General features: G+C 65.3%; 20 protein-coding genes. 11 read left to right on the top strand and 9 right to left on the bottom strand.

What is annotated here, in order from left to right:
* Positions 1-22: 22 nt before the first annotated feature.
* Positions 23-250 (bottom strand): hypothetical protein, encoded by a 228-nt coding sequence (locus ACIA76_RS26905; protein WP_397155332.1) that lies wholly within the window; start codon positions 248-250, stop codon positions 23-25.
* 123 nt (positions 251-373) lie between these two features.
* Between ACIA76_RS26905 and ACIA76_RS26910 the strand changes: the two genes are divergently transcribed.
* Both ACIA76_RS26910 and ACIA76_RS26915 read left to right on the top strand, forming a co-directional pair.
* On the top strand, positions 374-742 hold the full coding sequence (locus ACIA76_RS26910) for a hypothetical protein (protein ID WP_397155334.1): 369 nt from the start codon (positions 374-376) through the stop codon (positions 740-742).
* Between the two features lie 127 nt (positions 743-869).
* Positions 870-1385, top strand: a complete 516-nt coding sequence (locus tag ACIA76_RS26915; RefSeq protein WP_397155336.1) for a hypothetical protein — start codon at positions 870-872, stop codon at positions 1383-1385.
* A 28-nt stretch (positions 1386-1413) separates the two neighbouring features.
* On the opposite strand, the gene ACIA76_RS26920 is transcribed toward ACIA76_RS26915, so the two are convergent.
* Entirely contained in the window at positions 1414-1770 is a 357-nt protein-coding gene (locus ACIA76_RS26920; protein ID WP_397155338.1) for a hypothetical protein, read from the bottom strand.
* Positions 1771-2048: 278 nt separating this feature from the next.
* Here ACIA76_RS26920 and ACIA76_RS26925 point away from each other — a divergent pair, with 278 nt between their 5' ends.
* A complete protein-coding gene (locus ACIA76_RS26925; protein WP_397155340.1) occupies positions 2049-2423 on the top strand; it encodes a tautomerase family protein in 375 nt (124 codons plus the stop codon).
* 186 nt (positions 2424-2609) lie between these two features.
* Here the strand turns inward: ACIA76_RS26925 and ACIA76_RS26930 are convergent, their stop codons facing one another.
* From ACIA76_RS26930 to ACIA76_RS26940, 3 genes are all read right to left on the bottom strand, one after another.
* Positions 2610-3383, bottom strand: coding sequence for a TIGR03084 family metal-binding protein (locus ACIA76_RS26930; protein ID WP_397155342.1), 774 nt, complete (start codon positions 3381-3383; stop codon positions 2610-2612).
* Between the two features lie 190 nt (positions 3384-3573).
* Complete coding sequence (locus tag ACIA76_RS26935; protein WP_397155344.1) at positions 3574-4782, bottom strand: glycoside hydrolase family 76 protein; 1209 nt, start codon at positions 4780-4782, stop codon at positions 3574-3576.
* A gap of 240 nt (positions 4783-5022) precedes the next feature.
* Entirely contained in the window at positions 5023-5598 is a 576-nt protein-coding gene (locus ACIA76_RS26940; RefSeq protein ID WP_397155346.1) for a TetR/AcrR family transcriptional regulator, read from the bottom strand.
* Between the two features lie 253 nt (positions 5599-5851).
* Between ACIA76_RS26940 and ACIA76_RS26945 the strand changes: the two genes are divergently transcribed.
* The 3 genes from ACIA76_RS26945 (at position 5852) to ACIA76_RS26955 (ending at position 8948) form a co-directional block, all read left to right on the top strand.
* Positions 5852-6241: a DUF6463 family protein gene (locus ACIA76_RS26945; RefSeq protein ID WP_397155348.1), complete on the top strand. Its 390-nt coding sequence runs from the start codon at positions 5852-5854 to the stop codon at positions 6239-6241.
* 357 nt (positions 6242-6598) lie between these two features.
* Positions 6599-7477: a sigma-70 family RNA polymerase sigma factor gene (locus ACIA76_RS26950; protein ID WP_397155350.1), complete on the top strand. Its 879-nt coding sequence runs from the start codon at positions 6599-6601 to the stop codon at positions 7475-7477.
* A 145-nt stretch (positions 7478-7622) separates the two neighbouring features.
* Positions 7623-8948 carry an RNA-guided endonuclease InsQ/TnpB family protein gene (locus ACIA76_RS26955; RefSeq protein ID WP_397155352.1) on the top strand — a complete coding sequence of 442 codons (1326 nt, stop codon included), beginning with the start codon at positions 7623-7625 and terminating at the stop codon, positions 8946-8948.
* 157 nt (positions 8949-9105) lie between these two features.
* On the opposite strand, the gene ACIA76_RS26960 is transcribed toward ACIA76_RS26955, so the two are convergent.
* A complete protein-coding gene (locus tag ACIA76_RS26960; protein ID WP_397155354.1) occupies positions 9106-9468 on the bottom strand; it encodes a YciI family protein in 363 nt (120 codons plus the stop codon).
* A gap of 236 nt (positions 9469-9704) precedes the next feature.
* Between ACIA76_RS26960 and ACIA76_RS26965 the strand changes: the two genes are divergently transcribed.
* On the top strand, positions 9705-10355 hold the full coding sequence (locus ACIA76_RS26965) for a metal-dependent phosphohydrolase (protein WP_397155356.1): 651 nt from the start codon (positions 9705-9707) through the stop codon (positions 10353-10355).
* 191 nt (positions 10356-10546) lie between these two features.
* On the opposite strand, the gene ACIA76_RS26970 is transcribed toward ACIA76_RS26965, so the two are convergent.
* Positions 10547-11050 carry a DinB family protein gene (locus tag ACIA76_RS26970; protein ID WP_397155358.1) on the bottom strand — a complete coding sequence of 168 codons (504 nt, stop codon included), beginning with the start codon at positions 11048-11050 and terminating at the stop codon, positions 10547-10549.
* A gap of 360 nt (positions 11051-11410) precedes the next feature.
* Here ACIA76_RS26970 and ACIA76_RS26975 point away from each other — a divergent pair, with 360 nt between their 5' ends.
* Positions 11411-11962, top strand: a complete 552-nt coding sequence (locus tag ACIA76_RS26975) for a carboxymuconolactone decarboxylase family protein (RefSeq protein ID WP_397155673.1) — start codon at positions 11411-11413, stop codon at positions 11960-11962.
* A 196-nt stretch (positions 11963-12158) separates the two neighbouring features.
* Positions 12159-12797 carry a hypothetical protein gene (locus ACIA76_RS26980; protein WP_397155360.1) on the top strand — a complete coding sequence of 213 codons (639 nt, stop codon included), beginning with the start codon at positions 12159-12161 and terminating at the stop codon, positions 12795-12797.
* A gap of 74 nt (positions 12798-12871) precedes the next feature.
* On the opposite strand, the gene ACIA76_RS26985 is transcribed toward ACIA76_RS26980, so the two are convergent.
* Positions 12872-13558, bottom strand: a complete 687-nt coding sequence (locus ACIA76_RS26985; RefSeq protein WP_397155362.1) for a class I SAM-dependent methyltransferase — start codon at positions 13556-13558, stop codon at positions 12872-12874.
* A 423-nt stretch (positions 13559-13981) separates the two neighbouring features.
* On the opposite strand from ACIA76_RS26985, the gene ACIA76_RS26990 reads away from it, so the two are divergent.
* Positions 13982-14821, top strand: a complete 840-nt coding sequence (locus tag ACIA76_RS26990) for an SAM-dependent methyltransferase (protein WP_397155363.1) — start codon at positions 13982-13984, stop codon at positions 14819-14821.
* Positions 14822-15003: 182 nt separating this feature from the next.
* Here ACIA76_RS26990 and ACIA76_RS26995 read toward each other — a convergent pair whose 3' ends face one another.
* Complete coding sequence (locus tag ACIA76_RS26995; RefSeq protein ID WP_397155365.1) at positions 15004-15276, bottom strand: hypothetical protein; 273 nt, start codon at positions 15274-15276, stop codon at positions 15004-15006.
* A gap of 160 nt (positions 15277-15436) precedes the next feature.
* Here ACIA76_RS26995 and ACIA76_RS27000 point away from each other — a divergent pair, with 160 nt between their 5' ends.
* On the top strand, positions 15437-16888 hold the full coding sequence (locus ACIA76_RS27000) for an FAD-binding oxidoreductase (protein ID WP_397155367.1): 1452 nt from the start codon (positions 15437-15439) through the stop codon (positions 16886-16888).
* Positions 16889-16901: the final 13 nt, after the last annotated feature.

Here is a 16901-nt window from a genome sequence, read left to right on the forward strand (position 1 = left end):
GCGGCGGTGCGGGATTCACCGATCACAACGGCGACGGCACGCCGCTGGTCGTGATCACCACCGGCGTCATCACCGCGGGCAACGGCACCACCGGATCGAAGGCGGGTCGATTACCCTGCTCCGGTTGCCCCAGCAGCACCAGCGCCGCGATCACCAGACCCACCGCCACCAGCACCCCCAGCACCAACCGCACCCACCCCATCCGCCGCCACGGCCGCCGACTCCCGCGACCGTCCGCGCCGAACACCATTACTTCCCCCTCTACGACAAACGAACTCACCACCCGAATCGCCCCACATCCCCGATCGTTACGCCCACCCAGCAGCGATCCTGGCCCACGAGACGAAATACCCACGGAAACAACGGGATCCGGATGGTGGAGCGGCGTGGGGTCGGCGAACACGGCATGAAACTCCCCGGTGGCGAACGCCAGCGGATCGCGCTGGCCCGCTCGCTGTTGACCCGCCCCAGCCCGCTGCTCGACGAGCCGACTGCCCACTTGGAACCCGTCAACGAGGCAGCGCTGCACCGCGCGGTCGACCTGATCTCCACCGAATGCGCCTTGCTGGTCATCGCGCACCGATATTCCACCGTACAAGCCGCCGACCACATCATCGTCCTGAACCACGGCATGGTCGTCACCGCAGGAGATCATCGAGAACTATTGGCCACCAACGACTATTACAAAGCCCTCGCCACCGGATGGTTCAGCCACCCGAGCAGCGATCTGCGTCGCGGCTGACCCGCACTGCCCTTCCGCCGCCCACACGCCCTTGGCCTCTTCCCTTTCCGGCCGGGAAGGGCCACATTGGACAAGGGAGTGGCGGGCGCGGCCTGCCCGCCGATCTCCCTCGTGATCGGAGGCAGTCATGACCCGGCTCGAAAGACAACTCCTCTCCTTGCTCGACGCGCTGCGCGAGCACTCCAGCGCCGGCAGCGTGGACCGTATCCGCCGCGCCCTGGTCTCCCTCGCCGACCAGGCCGAACAACTCGACCCGACCGATCCGTACCATCGCGGGATCGGTCAGCTCTACGACTACGTCGACGCCACCACCCGCGCCGCGGTCACCGACCCCGCCGCCTGGATCGCCGGGCGCCGAGCCGATATCGAGAACAGCCTGTCCTCGGTTCTGGCCGCCACCCGCCGCGGCGGCACTGTCTACACCGTGTCGTGTCTGCGCGAGGATCTCACCCATCTCACTCGCCATATCGACCAGCTATCCGAGCCCGAGCGTGAACCGCTGCGTCAATTGCTCGGCTACGTCCAGATGAAAACCCATCGGGCCATGGAGCAGGCCGTGCACTCCGACTGGGGCATCGCCCCCATCCGCCGCCCGGCCCGCACCCCGGTCGGCGCGACCGTCATCGACCGTCCCGGCCCCTGACTGAGCCCATATCGGTTGCCGCCCAGCCTCATTCGCTGTCGGCGGCCGAGGTCGGCTCGCATCGTCGCGCCAGATCCGCCAGCCGCGCCCGATACTCCACCGGCGTGAGCTGTCCCGACATCCGTGCCGCCAGCAACGCGTTCTCCGCGTTCAATGCCGGCCACACCTGCGCCGGATCGGCCCACGCCAGTGTCAGATGCGTATCGAGTACCGGGGCAGGGCCGGTGGATTCGGGAGCCGGTCGCGCGGCCCGACGCGGCCGCGCCGGTCGATGTCTCCACCATGCCCGCGGGCGAATCCGCCGTTCGAGACATGCCGCGACCGCCCACCACAGCGCGATCGTGGCGCCCACGCACACCAGCAGCAGCACGATCTCCATGCTCATCAGCGGGTCTCCTCACGCTTGCTCGAGCCCACCTTTACTGTTCCCCGTCCGAGCGGTCCGAATCAGTGCGGTGGATCATCGACGTGACGGCTCTCGGCCCGGGTATGCGAATCAGCGTACGTCCGTGACCGCCTGCCCGAGAACACAATCCGATCACCGATCCCCACCCGCCCGATCTCACCACTCACCCCACCCGAATTCGATGGCCCAACAGTGACAGCGCCTACAATCGATGAACACGTAGCCAGGGCTTGTCGCGATGATCATCGGAGCCGGTCATGCCGCTGTACGCCATTACCACGCCGTCGGGCGCTCTCAGTGACGAAGCCAAGTCCGAGTTGGCGGATCGGCTGACGACGCTGCATTCCGAACATGCTGGTGTACCCAGGAACTGGGTACACATCGTCTTCTACGAATACGCGGCAGGGAATGGATTCACCGCGGGGATCCCCGCGGCGCCGGTCGCGGTGACCGTGACGATCAGAACCGGTCGCTCATCGGAATACCTGCGAGAGCTTCTGACAGGTATCTGGCAGTTGGTTCAGCAGGCCACGGGTGTGGCCGACGACCAGCTCGTCATCGGGATCCAGGAGGTGCCCGCGAGCCGGGCAATGGAGTTGGGCCGGATCATGCCGGACGTCGCCGGTCAGTGAGTTTCTGGCGCGTCGCCGCCGTGCGTCAGTGATACGGATTGCCGCGGAACCCGATACGCCCCTCGCTATCGGGCGCCGCGTGCCCTCGATCCGGGCCGATATCAAGACTCCCCGCCACCCGGGTGAGCGGGCATCACCCGAACAGTGCGATTTCCGCTGGATCAGTGCCTCGGGGAACCAGTCTCGTCACAGGAAAACGCGAGCGATTTCCAGCCACTTCCGGGCGTCCTCGCCGACCGCCGTGAGGTCGGTCTCGGCCAGGGACCTGCGTTGGGTGACTCGCAGGCAGAAGTCGAGGGCGCTACCCTGAACCCGCTGCTCGGCATCGTCGGGGCCCCATACCCAGGCCTCGCCGTCGGGACCAGCCAGCTCGATACGGAACGGCGCTGCCGGAGTAGGCAATTGGGCGGCATAGAACGACAGCTCTCGCCCGACGACTCCCAAGGAGGCCACAGGCCGGAGTCGACTCGTCGGACGGCGCGAGACACCCAGCGCATCGAACACGTCCTGCCCGTGCGCCCACGTCTCCATCAGTCGTAGCGGGACCATGAGCGCCGCGGTCAGCTGCGAGCCGAACCACGGAAACCCCTGGTCCAGCGGAATGTCACGCAGCGCCGCCGCCACCTCGGTTCGACCAGCGCGCCATCGTCGCAACAGTTCCGATCGCGGTTCGGCCGCTCCCGCGGCCGCGTCGAGATCGGCGGATCGACTGCCCGCGGCTTCCGCTTGCTTCAGCACGGCGTCGAACGCTTCGGGGGTCCGGATGGCGATGAGTACGTTCGCATCGGCTACCGCGAGATGAGCGATCTGGTGGGCGATCGTCCACCCCACTGCCGGTGTGTCCGTGGACCAGTCGTCCTGCGCCGATACCAGGGCGTCGAGCTCATCTCCTTCGGCCACCAAGTCGGGCAGAGCGAGATCGCGCTCCACATCGGACATGTCGAGGCCGTAATCCAACATCCGGTATCACCTTCACACCCGTGGCACTTGATCGCCATCAAGATAGCCGCAGCCGTGTCACACGGTCGACACATCCGGATAAGCCACTCAGGGGTCGGCCGCCCGGACGAGAGCCGCTGCAGCACAGAACGTTCGCTTGGCATGCCTGGCCCGGAGAAAATGCGTGTCCTTCATTGTGCACAGAGTGAGTTCAGCGCCCCGCGGCGGTGAGCCGACAGTCGGCTTCGAGCAGCATCCATCCGCTCAGCTGTACCGATAGATCGCGGCTCAGGTTCGTCGGCGACGATGCCGTGAACGAGCCCATGAGCGGCGGAACGATTCCCAGGTACTCCGGGATCGTGACCTCCCGGGCCCAGTCCGCGCCGAACAGCGGCAGCCCGTCCACCTCCGCGCGGTTGTCCCAGGCCGCCCGCGCCGAGGCGTGCACGATATCCGCGGCGGTGGTGTGGCCGAGAGTCAGTGCGGCTTCGGCGAGATAGCGCGCGAGGATACCCATGAACAACCCGGAGTCGTTCCCGGCCGCCGCGGTGATCACACCCGCGTGCGTGAGCCGGGCCTCGACCGCGGCGACCAGCGCTGCCGCGCGGCGGTGATGCTCGGATTCGCCTGTGCGCACGGCCAACTCGGTTTCCAGTCCGATGGTCACGCCCTGGGAGTAGGTGGTCATGGCCCGGTTCACCCGTCCGCCGGGCTCGTGGACGCCGTCGAGGATCAGGCCGGTGTCGGTGTCGCGTAATCGAGTGTGCAGGAAATCGGCGAGTCCAGCGGCACGGGACAGCTCGCCCGACCGTGCCAACGCCAGCCCGGTCGGACCGATCGCAGGCGTGTTGTAGTAGTCGTCGCCCACCCGCCAGGGCACCGCACCGACGGCCGGGTTCCAGCCATCGGTCAAGGCGGTGCGCAATTCCCCGACGGCGTCACCGAATCGGACATCGAGCAGCCGGTCGGCCCGTCCGAGCGTGAGCGCCAGCCACGCCATATCGTCGTAGTACCGGTTGGTCCAGCCGGTGAGATTGCGGGTGCGGATACCCTGCGCGAGGGCGGCGACCCGGTCCATGCGTTCGCGGGTACGGGCGCGGTGCGCGGCGTCGACCGCACAGTCGAGCAGGTGGGCCTGCCACCAGTAATTCCATCGGAGGAAGGACTGTTCGGCCAGGGAGTGGGGCCAGGTGTTCAGGCCGAGCTGCATCCGCGGCAGACCCCACAGGGGCCGCACATGCCGCGCCACGATCGCCTGTTCGGCCAGATCCGCCCGCTTTCCGCACTCCTCGGGGGCCGCGCTCACACTCGGCGTGATCGGCAATACCTGTATCGGTTGTGCCAGCACGGTGAGTGCGACCCCGGCCCCAGCGGCACTGAGCAGACTGCGGCGGCTCAGCCTCTTGTTCCGCCGATCCAACTGCCCGGACTCCCTGGTTGTACAACGATCATCGGAACTGGAAACCGCGCAGTGCGAGTCGCTCCGGTCAAGACTCGACAGCACGGTCTCCACCGCCCACGGTGCTCGAAGCGACCGACTATCCGACCACCAGGACGAGAACGTACGGCGGGCAGGAGGTGACGAGATCGCGATCCCGCCTATCGAAGCAACTCGAGCACAGCGGTGCGCATGGGACGTCCGGTGACCCGTTGCAGCCGATCATGATCCAGGCAGCGCGGGGCCCGGAGGGCGATCGAGCACGATCGCGGATGCACGGGCGAGGACCTCGTGGCGGGTGCGGCCGTTGTGGTCGGCTGCGAGGAATTGATTGCCGATGGCCAGACAGAAGGCGAGCAGGCTCCGGGCCTCGATCTCGTCCGGATCGGAACAGAAGGTGCCGATCATTTCTCGCAGCAGGCCCATGCGCTGGTCGTCCACCCGACGCATCCGCGCGGCCACCGACTCGTCCCGCCGGGCCCAGTCGCGGATCGCCAGGTCGATTGCCAGCAGGCGCTCGCCGGACAGGGTCAACTGTCCGGCCAGGACGACCCTGTCCCGCGGGTCGTCCTCCTGCGCGACGCGGTCGAGCACCTCGTCGACGCTCTCCCGCTCCCACGCGTCCAGCATCGCTTCCAGCAGTGCGTCGCGATCGGCGAAGTAGCCGTAGAACCCGCCCTTGGTCACTCCCAGCGCCTTGGCCAGAACCTCGATACGGACCGCGTCCACGCCGCGTGCGGCCAACGTCTGCAACCCCTGCTCGATCCACGCCTCGCGTGGCGTGCGCGCCACGCCCATACGGTGACTCCCCTCACATCTTCCCATCTATACGGCACCGTATATCAGGGGCTAATCTCATTGTTGTACGCCACCGTATATCAGGGTTTGAGGGCTGATATACGGACCCGGCCGTCGGGGGACACGTCGATGAGATTGCCCGCCACCGAGCGCATCCGCTGCTCTGGCGGATCCACGACCGCGACCCCGACTTTCCGGTCGAGGATGTGCGGGGCATTCCCACGCGGCCTCGCGAAGAGAACGGAGAATTCGAATGATCAAATGGGCCGGTTGGATCTTCGTGCTGTGCGGGATCGGGCATACGATCGGCGCCCTGACGGTGGACCACGCCGCACGGTACGCCGGGGCGTGGTTCGGCGGGGCGCTGTGGCATGACGACCTCGCCGCGATGAGTTCGGCGAACAGCGCGTACTGGCTGTCGGTGGACAGCTTCGGCCCGCCGCTGGTCCTGCTCGGCCTGACCGTGGTGTGGCTGGATCGCCGCGGCATCACGCCACCGCCGTTCATCGGGTGGGCGCTGCTGATCTGGACCGTGATCGACACCGTAGTCCTCCCGCTCACGCCCTGGCCGATCTTCCTGCTCGCGACCATTCTGCTGCTGGTTGGAACCTATCGAGGTAACCCCGTGCTCCAGGGGCGCTGATTCGCTCGGCGCCCTCGATCGGAGAAATGATCGGACGTGATGCGTCCGGAGGAGGATGGTTATGTCGCTGATCGGTCGGGGGTCGCTATTGCGTTACGCGACAACGGAATGCAGAGTCCGCATCCTGGATGTGGCTCTACCGCAACGATTTTACCCGCACGGCACTCGCGCCGAGATACCGGCCCACGCCAGCCTCACCGACGGGGCCGTCGGACATCATATCACCACATGGCTGTACGCCGCAGCCGGCACCGCCCAGACACCGCGCGACCAGATGTCACATCGAGGACATGTCGTCACATCCGAGGGCCGCGGCGGCTCGAGTACGTGAGTCGTGACGATGGGATGGTGTGACAGATGGACGAGACCGAGTGGCTGGCCGAGCGTTTCGAGCAGGAGCGTCCCCGGTTGCGGGCGGTGGCGTATCGGATGCTGGGGTCGGTGGCCGAAGCCGAGGACGCGGTGCAGGATGCCTGGCTGCGGTTGAGCCGCACAGGTTCGGCGGAGATCGACAACCTCGGGGGATGGCTGACCACCGTCGTCGCGCGAGAGTGCTTGCACCAGTTACGTTCCCGTCGCACTCGTCGGGAGGTTCCGTTCGACACACAACTGCCGGAGTTGATCATCTCCGACGCCGATCTCGATCCCGAACAGGAGATGCTGCTCGCCGACGCGGTCGGACTGGCGCTGCTGGTGGTGCTGGAACGGCTCGCTCCGGCCGAGCGGGTGGCGTTCGTGCTGCACGACATGTTCGACCTGCCCTTCGCCGATATCGCCGATATCGTCGGTCGCACTCCGGCCGCCGCACGGCAGCTCGCCAGCCGCGCGCGGCGGCGCGTGAGCGGAGCCGAGGTTCCCCGACCCGATCCCGATCTGGCCCGGCAGCGCAAGGTGGTCGACGCGTTCTACGCCGCCGCCCGGCAGGCCGATTTCGATGGCCTGCTCCAGGTTCTCGATCCCGATATCGTGCTGCGGACCGATTACGGCGCCACCCGACCCGCGAGCGTTGTCCACGGCGCGGCGGCTGTGGCGGCGCAGGTGCGTGTTCCGCGCGGTGGCAGGTTGCGCCGCCTGCTGGTCAATGGGGCGATCGGTGCGTTGATCACCCGCGACGAGCAGCCGTATTCGGTGCTGGTCTTCACCGTCGCCCACGACAGGATCGTCAGGATCGACATCGTCCGCGCCCCCGATCTCGTGGACCGTGTCGCCGCCGCTGTGGTTGGTCGGCCGGACTGATCTGCCGGTGCTCCGGGCCCGGCGCGCGAACGACGCGCCGGGCCCGCTCAGAGGGCATCTGAGAACTTGAGTTTGGATAGCGTCGGCCCCCGGCGGTCGTGTGTGGTCGCCGGTTGTTGTCGGTGGCCGATGTCATGCTGTGGCGGTGGCGCGGTTCACGACCTTCCGATTCTGTCTCGACCCGACGGTCGAGCAGCAGGCGATGCTGGCTCGGCATGCCGGTGCGGCACGGTTCGCGTTCAACCACTGCCTGGCGGAGACGAAGACAGCATTGAACCGTCGTCGCCGTCACCTCGATGTTCGGGTGCCGTGGACCGGGTTCGACCACATCAACAGGTTCAACGCGTGGAAGAAGACCGAGGACGCCGGACGGGTATTCACTGTCGACCCGGCGGGGGCGGTGTCGCTGACCGCGATCGGGCTCGGGTGGCGAAACCAGGTGTCCCAGCAGGTGTTCGAGGAGGCCGCGGTTGATCTCGGGCACGGGTTGCGTGCGTGGCGGGATTCCCGCACCGGCACGCGCGCCGGACCTCGGGTGGGTTTCCCGAGGTTCAAGGCCAAATCCTCCACGGTTGCGTCGTTTCGGTTGCGGAACAGGTGTTCCCCTCGCGGGCGTGCCTCGATCCGGGTCGGCGAAGACCGGCCCCGCTCGGTCACCCTGCCAGTGATCGGTGTGGTGCGGGTGCGGGAGGACACCCGCCGACTGCGACGCATGACCACCAAGGGCCGGGCGAGAATCCTGTCGGCGACGATCTCTCATCGGGCGGGCCGGTGGATGATCAGTCTCGCTACCGAGGCCGCGGATCTGCCTGCCGCGCACCGGCACCCGGTCCGCGCTCCCGGCGACCACCAGGGGTGGGTAGGCGTGGACCGTGGATTGTCGGCACTGGTGGTGGCCGCCACCGCTGGCGGCGTCGAGGTCGAGCGGGTAACTGATCAACCCCGTCCGTTGGTGACCGGCATGCGCCGCCAGCGTCGCCTGGCCCGGTCGGTGTCGCGGAAACAGAAGGGCAGCCGAGGACGCCGCGCTGCTGCCGCCCGGCTGGCGCGCCATCATCACCGGATCCGCAATATCCGTGCACATTTCCTGCATCAGGCGTCGAATCGGCTGGTCAAGACCCACGACCGGCTGGTCATCGAGGACCTCAACATCGCAGGCATGCTCGGTAACCGGCATCTGGCGCGCGCGATCGGTGACGCCGGGTGGGGCGAGTTCGCCCGCCAACTCCGCTACAAACAAGCATGGCGCGGCGGGCACGTGATCACCGTCGACCGATGGTTTCCCTCAACCCGATTGTGTTCGGGCTGCGGAGTCCGTAACGACGGGTTGACGTTGGCCGACCGTGTCTTTGCCTGTGGTTGCGGGACGCGGCTGGATCGTGACCTCAACGCCGCGATAAACCTCGCTGCTCGGGGCGAGGAACTGGATCGATGCCCGAGTCCGGGAGCCCGAAGCACGAGCCCCGGTTGACAATGCTCGCCGACGGGACGGCTCTGGCGCGCCCAACCGGGTGTGTGAAACCAGCCCGGATGACGCGAGAACCGGTACCCGATCCCAGTCGGAGCGGGTACCGGACGCCCGAGAAGGGCGGCGTCACAGACTGCCTCGCGGAGTCTCAGACGCGCTGTCAGTAGTACTTGGCCGACGGCCGCACCTCGACCGCGCCACCCAGCCGTGCCTGCGGGATACGGGCGGCGATCGCGATTGCGGCGTCGAGGTTCTCGGCCTCGACGATTGCGAATCCGCCGACGGCGTGCCGGACACCGAGCCACGGGCCCTCGGTGATGACGGCCGAACCGTCGGCCACCGTCACCGTCGTCGCGTCTTGCGGAAGACCCATGGGCGGTGCACCGCTGCTCCAGTTCTCCAGCTTGTTGAGGGCGGCGAAGTCGGCATAGGCCGCCTTCTTGTCCTCTGGCGACACTCGCTGGGCTTGCGGCGTGCCCGGCAACGGGTACGTGCCGTGGTAGACCACCAACACAAACTGCATGACGTCCTCCTCATAGGTTGTGCGTCGCTCGCACACCCTCATGAGCCCTGAGACCCCCACTGTGTGACTGGATCCCAGCAGAACCGTGCCGCCCCGATCCACCTCGGCCCAGATCGTTTGTCCGACAAGCGGTCAGCGATATGGACTCCCGAGAAGCTATGGCCCGGTCCGACCGTGGTGAAGACCACGGTGTGAAAAAGGCCGTACCGGCCGCGCGGATTCGGCAGACTGCCGGGATGGCGATGAGTCTGGACGTGGAGCTGCTGGACCGCTGGACGCAGCTGGCCGGTCCGGGCGCGCGGGCGGTCGGGGAGGATCTGGTGCGGCGGTACGGCGAACCGCATCGCCGCTATCACACGGTCGGGCATCTGGCCGCCATGCTGGCCGTGATCGACGACTTGGCCGCGGACGCAACAGATCTCGACGCCGTTCGCTACGCTGCCTTCTTCCACGATGCGATCTACGCGGTGGACGGCACCGACAACGAGGAAGCCAGCGCCCGGCTCGTCGAATCCGTCCTGCCAGGCCTGGGCGTGCCACCCGAGACAGTGGCCGAGGCGGCCCGTCTGGTCCGCCTCACCGGCGGCCACCACCCCGCCCCCGATGACCGCAACGGCGCAGTCCTCTGCGACGCCGACCTGGCCGTCCTGGCAGCCGACGAATCCGCCTACGCCGCATACACTTCCGCCGTCCGCGCCGAGTACGCCCACGTCCCCGACGATCTGTTCCGCTCCGGCCGCGCCGCGGTCCTGAGGGGCCTGATCCAGCAGGACCCGCTGTTTCGCACCCCCACCGGCCAGGCCCGCTACGCCGCCGCGGCCCGCGCCAACCTCGCCGCCGAACTGGCCGAGCTCACCGCCCCGAATGCGCCTCGACCGGGATCCTGAAGCACACTCCTGTGCTGAAGGTCCCGCGAGCGGTGCCAGTATATCGTGCGTCGGTCACCGCCCGAATCGGGTGGGCCACATAGTGTTCCAGTGTACGAACTGCCACGACACTGGTACCCGAGGCGCGGGCAGGGTGACCGCATGGAACAGGACGCATCCACGGCCCGATTGTCCTGTAGCACCACGAAGTGTCACGGGTTCGGTTGCCGGGGTGTGGGCTGATCGATCTGTTCGCGGAGGATATCGCCATGACCTGCGTGCCTGGCGAACTCTTCGATCATGGCGAGCAGGGTCCATCGCATGCTGACCGTTCCTTCGCGGGGGTTGTCCTTGGTGTCGTCGAGATCGAAGCGGGAGGCGATCACCCGTGATCGTTGGCTGGCGCGCTCGAACTCGGCGATCACGTCGGCCAGCGACTCGTCGTCGGCGACGGCGAAGGTGCCCTCGTCTCGGTTCGAGTAGCCGTCGCATTCGGATGCGTCGAGTCCCGCCCAGAACCGTTGGAACCAAATCCGTTCCGCGGCGGCGGCATGCTTGATCAAGGAGATCGGCGACGTCAGCGACGCGACGAGTCGCCGGCGGGCATCGGCCTCGGACAGACCACGCACGGTCGCGACGAGCGCTTCGCGGTTACGGTCGAGCATGTTCTCGATGACCGTTCGCTCGGTGCCGTTGGTAATTCTGTTGGTACTCATGGGCTTTCACTCGATTCTGTCGTATGGGCGAAGGTATGGTCCGACCGCATAGGTCGCGGTGAATGACACAGGGTGGCGGTGCGGCGATCGATCTCGGGAGAGGGACGACGCGTCCAGTGACCGGGAACGCCCGGGAAGAAATAGAGCAGGCGATTCGCTCGCCGCAGATTGCGTACGGAGCGTGGCGAAGCCGGGCCGTCAAGACCGCAGCCCAGGCCGATCAGGACATACTGCCACCTTGGTGGCAGTATGTCGCAGATTCTCGATCCGCGCTACATGTCGATGAGCGAATATGCCCGCCCGCAACACTCCGATATCGTCGAGGGGAACCGAGGCGACGTCACCAGGGGAGTGTGGGAGATGCGGGCAATGCGGCGGATTCGGCAGTACGTCAAGGTCTTCACGCGGATGCGACGGAATCGGGCCGATCTGTTCGGATGGTGGTTGCGGCGACCACAGGTGGGGTTCGGTACCGCGACTTATGAGTTGATGCTGATTCTGTCGAACCGGCTCGAACCGCGACTGAAGGAATTGGCCGAGCTGAAGGTCGCTGGAATGGTCGAATGCGAGTACTGCCTGGATATCGGTTCGGCACTGGCGAATTCGGCCGGCCTGACCGAGCGGCAGATCACCGAACTACCGCGTTTCCGCACCAGCGACGCCTACACCGATCTGGAGAAGCTGGTGCTCGCCTACACCGAGGCCGTCACCGCGACCCCGGCCGTCGGTGTACCCGAACTGCGCGAACAGCTCCTGACGCAGCTGTCGAAGGCGCAGCTGGCCGAGCTGGCCGCCGCGATCGCCTGGGAGAATCAGCGTGCGCGGATCAACATCGCGCTCGGCGTCCGCCCCACCGGCATGGCTGAGGGCATGGCCTGCGCACTGCCGGAGCGGCGGGCGAATCAAACGTAGGGTCATTGCCGGCCACCCCGGCCATTGCGAGCGGGCAGCGAATGCTACCGTGCAACTGATCCTTATTCTGCTTGTGTGTTTTCGACGATTCGATGCATTCGTGTGCGTATCGCATGCGACACCCGACCCGCAGGTGCTACGCCGACGGAACGAGAGTGATGCTCGGATGAACGGAATACGTTTCGCATTGTTATCGGTGACCACGGTCGCCGTCGTACTGAGTTCGACGGTGACGGCCCAGGCTGATCCTGGGATATCGGAGGTCGGCTACACCGCGCGTGCCGTAGGCAATTCGGCAAGTGTGACCATCGACGCCGGCTCGATGGATATCGCCGACGGGCAACTCGAGATACGCGATGACGACGGCCGGCTGATGGTCGCGTTGCCGCTGGTCTACTACCGCGATGATCGGATATGGCCGATCGCGGCCGTGACCGATGGCGCCACCGCCACCCTCACGCCGAGCGTGGATCCGGCCAGCGCGGTATCCGCGCCGGGAACCTCTCCGCAGCTCAACGAGATCGCCCTCGATCCGATGTCGCTCGCCGCCGCGCTGTCGACCTTCGGAACCGTCCTCAGCATCGGCATAGCGCTGGGCACGATCATCGGCACCCTCGTGGGCGCCGCGCTGGGCTGTGTGATCGGTGGCGCGCTGGCCGGTGGGGCCGCGGCAATTCCGAGCTTCGGCACGCTCGCGATTCCGGGATTCCTCGGTGGCTGCATCATCACCGCTATCGCCGGCGCCACGCTGGGAGCAATCGTCGGCACGATCGTATTCGGTGTGCCCGCCATCATCATCGGTGCTGTGCTACTGGTAATCATGTTGAGCGCGTGAGCGGCGGGCCCGCCCGCCGCGCGGCCGGTACCCCCGCCTCCGTCCGGGGGGTGTAACGGTCCCGGCCACCATCATCAGGCCAGGTGTGCCGACAGCAGCCAGGCGGGTACCGACTTGCGGCCGTTGCCCTCATCCTGAATATCGCTGCCGGCGAAGTCCTGGAAGCCCGTGAATTTCTCGGGGACGTTGGCGTGGATACGCGCTGGCCGGATCTCGTCGATTGCCCAGTACGCGCCCACCACCTCACGTAGCTCCTCGGCAGTGACCGGGTGGACCGGACCGGCGGGCACGGTCGCACTGTCGAATACCAGCACGAAGTAGGACGCGCCGGGCGCCGCGGCGCGCACGATCGACTCCTGGTAACCCTGACGCGATTCGACCGGCATCGCGTGGAACAGGGCGCTGTCGACGATGGTGCCGAAGCGGCCGTCGTAACCGGTGAACGCGCTGATGTCGGCAACCTCGAAGCTGACGTTACTCAGGTCGCGCTCGGCGGCTTGCGCACGTGCGAGCCCGATCGCGGTCGGTGACTGATCCAAGCCGACGGTCGTGAAGCCTCGCTCGGCGAGGTAGAGCGACACCGCGGCCTCACCACAGCCGGCGTCGAGGATCTCACCGTGGAATTTGCCGTCGTCGATGAGAGCGGAGATCTCGGGCTGCGGTTCGCCGAGACTCCACGGCGGCCGGTTGCCCTGCCCCATTTCGGGGGCCTGGCCACGATAGGCGGATTCGAATAACGCGTCATGGGATGAGCTCGTCATACGCCTATTCTATGGGAAATGTCAACTGGGTTGATATGGGACAGGGCGGTTGACATGGATGTCGAGATGCCATGTGCCGCAGGTAATGTAGGGCGAACGGCGATCTCGACAGCCGGTAACCGGTACCGTTGCCCACGCACCTGCCACATATCGTGGCCGCGAGCCCATCGGCCGGGTCACGGATGACGCGTTCATGCGGATATTCCACCATTCGGAGAGTTTGCCTACGGGCCTGAACATCCCGCACCCGCTGTCCGCTCGCCGAATCTCGCCTCGGACAACGGTTCCGAGTGAAATGGCGGTACGCGGTCGATTTCCGGGAATATCCTGGCGTCGTACTGCCTGGCGAGTCGCCGAGGGTCGGTGGCTCGTGTGGTGTGATCAGCGCATCCCGGCGCGAGCACCACGGAGAGGGGCTTCATCATGTCGGACAGCGGCCGGACGGTTACACGGTTATCGACCACCATCGACACCACCAAACCGAACGAGGCACGCTTCTACGATTACTGGCTCGGCGGCGTGGACAACTACCCGGCCGATCGCGCACTCGGCGACGAGATCGCCTCGCACATTCCCGGCCTTCGTGCCATGGTGCGCACGAACCGCGCCTTCCTCGGCCGGGCCGTGCGCTATGTGATGACCGAGCTCGGCATCACCCAATTTCTCGATATCGGTACGGGTTTGCCGACCGCGCGCAATGTGCACGAGGTAGCGCAGGAGGTGGACCCGTCGGCGCGCATCGTCTATGTGGACAAGGACCCCCTCGTGATGGCGCACGCTCGCGCCCTGATGGGCAGCACCCCGCAGGGCAGGACCGCGTTCATCCACGCCGATCTGCACGACCCCGACTCGATCCTGACCGACCCGGCCCTCATCGATACCCTCGATCTCGACCGTCCCGTCGCCATCATGCTGGCCATGGTCGCGATGTACCTGCCCGACGAGGCCGATCCGCACGGCATCATCGCGCGGCTGCTGGATGCGGTGCCCTCCGGCAGTAGTCTGACCATCAGTCATGTCACCGGGGATTTCGATATGCGGGGAATGGCGCGGGCCGCGCAAGTAGGCGAGCGTGCCGGCAAAACGATCGTCCCACGCACTCGTGCCGAGATCGAAACACTGTTCGCCGGAACCGATCTCATCGAACCGGGAGTAGTGACACTGGAGGACTGGCACCCCGAACTCGCCGAAGAACCATTGTTCAAGGCCGAGCCTTACGCCGGGCCGTCCTGGGCCTGGGCTGGTGCCGGGCGCAAGCCCTGATCGGCATCGAACCCATCGCCAGTCTGCCGCTCGATTGATTGCCAGAAGCGGATATTCGCGAGATCTGCTGGCGGCCAACGGATACGGCTCGCATGAACACACCTGCCCAGTGGCATGTGCGAACAAGTTTCGCGCCGCAGCGCGAACCACCTACTCGGCCAACGCATCCCACACGCCCGACGTCAGGCTCGAGCGGTTACCCACCACGCGACCAAGCGGTCAGCGACCTGGTTCACACCGCGATTCTCCCGACTCAGCCCGAAGTGATCCGCCAATTCATGTCTGAGGAACTCGCCGATCTCGGCTCGGCCCGCTCCGGTGTTCAGCCTCGAGAGCAGCGGCGCTATCAAGCAGTCGTATTCGTCGTCTACCAGGTCTGCCACGCCGATGGGGTCCCACCGGTTGAGTATGTCGCGCAGATCGTCATGCGTCTCGGTCGGTTCCACGCCCACCATGATCGCACTGTCGAGCCTGGTTCACCGTCCCCTTCCCGGTGATGGAGCAAACTGTTGGGTATGCTCCGCGTAGGCTTCGTGTACGAACAGTTGAGACGAGCGAGCTATCCCGGCAATCCTGCATGTTCCGTCAGAACAGAATGTAAGGAGATGTGCCGATATGAAGATCTCTGACCTGACCGTGGTGACCAAGGATAGCGATACGTACGATCAGGCACGTAAATGCTGGAACGCTATGTATGATTCCCGCCCGGACGAGATCATCTACTGCAAGGACTCGAAGGATGTCTCGTCCGCTATCGAATATGCACGTGATGCGGGCAAGCAGTTTAGAATTCGATCCGGAGGGCATGGCACCGAGGGCTACTGCTCGGTCGACGATGGAATCGTGATCGATGTCTCGAGTATCGACCACATCGAATACGTCTCGGACAGCTTGGTACGCCTCGGGCCTGGTATCAAGAATAGAAAAGTGAACCATGTCCTGGCGGAACGTGGTCAAGCGGTCACCACTGGAACGTGCTACGACGTGAGCGTGGGGGGCTTTGCGTTGGGTGGTGGCAGTGGAATGTTGAGCCGAACTCTCCGTTCGTTTACCAGGAGTGTCGTCTCCATGGAAATAGTCGATGCCCGAGGGCGTATTCTGACAGCCGACAAGGACACCAATCCGGATCTGTTCTGGGCGTGCCGAGGCTCCGGCGGAGGGAACTTCGGCGTAGTCACGAATTTCACAGTTCGAGCCCACAAAATTCCGGATGTGGTTTCCTACAGAGTCATGTGGCCCTGGCAGCATCTCGAAACGGTGCTCGATCGCTGGCAGCACTGGGCCGTCACTGACGATAGGAGACTGAACTCATACTTCACGATCATGCCGCAGTCCGTCGGATGGATTGATGTCGGTGGGGTGTTCGTTGGACCTCAGAAAGAATTTGAAGAATACCTGACCGTACTGTTACGAGAAACTCCACCGTCGACTGAGCGGAGTGTGCGAACGCTTCCCTGGACCGAGGCGGCCGAAGTTATCTACGATAAGGTCGGCGGTGGCCTTCCTGAATTTCATGAGCGAATCCGATCGTCGAATCTCACCAATAACTCCAGTAATTTTCTCGATGCCGAGGCAATCAAGGTATTGAAAGAGCATCATGCGAAGGCTTTCGGAAATATCTGGACGTGGATCTGGGCTGCGGCAACAGAATCGGATCTGTCCTCGATCGCAGAGGTGGAACGAGACACAGCAGAGCAGTTCTCGTTCTCCAACAGGCTGACCCTGCTGAGTGTCCTGACGAGAGCCGGTTGGAAAGACCCGTCGGAGGACGCACGGCATATGGATTGGTTCAAGGACTTCCAAAAATCCTGGCGGCCGTACTCTTCGGCCTGTTACGTAAATTGGACCGACCGCCGAATAGAGACGCGATTGGGGCATTACTTCGGCGATAACCTTCCCAGGCTGGTGGAAGTAAAAAATGCCTGGGACCCGCACGATGTCTTCAATTTCCCTGCGAGTATTCCCTTGCGTGTCACCGCGGATCAAGCAAGGAGATGGGAACTGTCGGACGACGTAGTACAGAAACTGAAAGACAACGGAAGGTTTGTCGACAGTCCAGCCAGTTGACAAGTTGAACGCG

Origin of the sequence: Nocardia sp. NPDC051570 (assembly GCF_044454005.1) — a bacterium.
Classification (GTDB): Bacteria; Actinomycetota; Actinomycetes; order Mycobacteriales; family Mycobacteriaceae; genus Nocardia.

Bases quoted from the DNA above. Each gene is read 5' to 3' on its own strand.
- ACIA76_RS26910 (WP_397155334.1), top strand. From the start codon at position 374: ATGGTGGAGCGGCGTGGGGTCGGCGAACACGGCATGAAACTCCCCGGT.
- ACIA76_RS27000 (WP_397155367.1), top strand. From the start codon at position 15,437: ATGAAGATCTCTGACCTGACCGTGGTGACCAAGGATAGCGATACGTAC.
- ACIA76_RS26925 (WP_397155340.1), top strand. From the start codon at position 2,049: ATGCCGCTGTACGCCATTACCACGCCGTCGGGCGCTCTCAGTGACGAA.
- ACIA76_RS26920 (WP_397155338.1), bottom strand. From the start codon at position 1,770: ATGAGCATGGAGATCGTGCTGCTGCTGGTGTGCGTGGGCGCCACGATC.
- ACIA76_RS26975 (WP_397155673.1), top strand. From the start codon at position 11,411: ATGCGGGCAATGCGGCGGATTCGGCAGTACGTCAAGGTCTTCACGCGG.
- ACIA76_RS26970 (WP_397155358.1), bottom strand. From the start codon at position 11,050: ATGAGTACCAACAGAATTACCAACGGCACCGAGCGAACGGTCATCGAG.
- ACIA76_RS26960 (WP_397155354.1), bottom strand. From the start codon at position 9,468: ATGCAGTTTGTGTTGGTGGTCTACCACGGCACGTACCCGTTGCCGGGC.
- ACIA76_RS26985 (WP_397155362.1), bottom strand. From the start codon at position 13,558: ATGACGAGCTCATCCCATGACGCGTTATTCGAATCCGCCTATCGTGGC.
- ACIA76_RS26930 (WP_397155342.1), bottom strand. From the start codon at position 3,383: ATGTTGGATTACGGCCTCGACATGTCCGATGTGGAGCGCGATCTCGCT.
- ACIA76_RS26990 (WP_397155363.1), top strand. From the start codon at position 13,982: ATGTCGGACAGCGGCCGGACGGTTACACGGTTATCGACCACCATCGAC.
- ACIA76_RS26995 (WP_397155365.1), bottom strand. From the start codon at position 15,276: ATGGTGGGCGTGGAACCGACCGAGACGCATGACGATCTGCGCGACATA.
- ACIA76_RS26945 (WP_397155348.1), top strand. From the start codon at position 5,852: ATGATCAAATGGGCCGGTTGGATCTTCGTGCTGTGCGGGATCGGGCAT.
- ACIA76_RS26950 (WP_397155350.1), top strand. From the start codon at position 6,599: ATGGACGAGACCGAGTGGCTGGCCGAGCGTTTCGAGCAGGAGCGTCCC.
- ACIA76_RS26965 (WP_397155356.1), top strand. From the start codon at position 9,705: ATGGCGATGAGTCTGGACGTGGAGCTGCTGGACCGCTGGACGCAGCTG.
- ACIA76_RS26905 (WP_397155332.1), bottom strand. From the start codon at position 250: ATGGTGTTCGGCGCGGACGGTCGCGGGAGTCGGCGGCCGTGGCGGCGG.
- ACIA76_RS26940 (WP_397155346.1), bottom strand. From the start codon at position 5,598: ATGGGCGTGGCGCGCACGCCACGCGAGGCGTGGATCGAGCAGGGGTTG.
- ACIA76_RS26915 (WP_397155336.1), top strand. From the start codon at position 870: ATGACCCGGCTCGAAAGACAACTCCTCTCCTTGCTCGACGCGCTGCGC.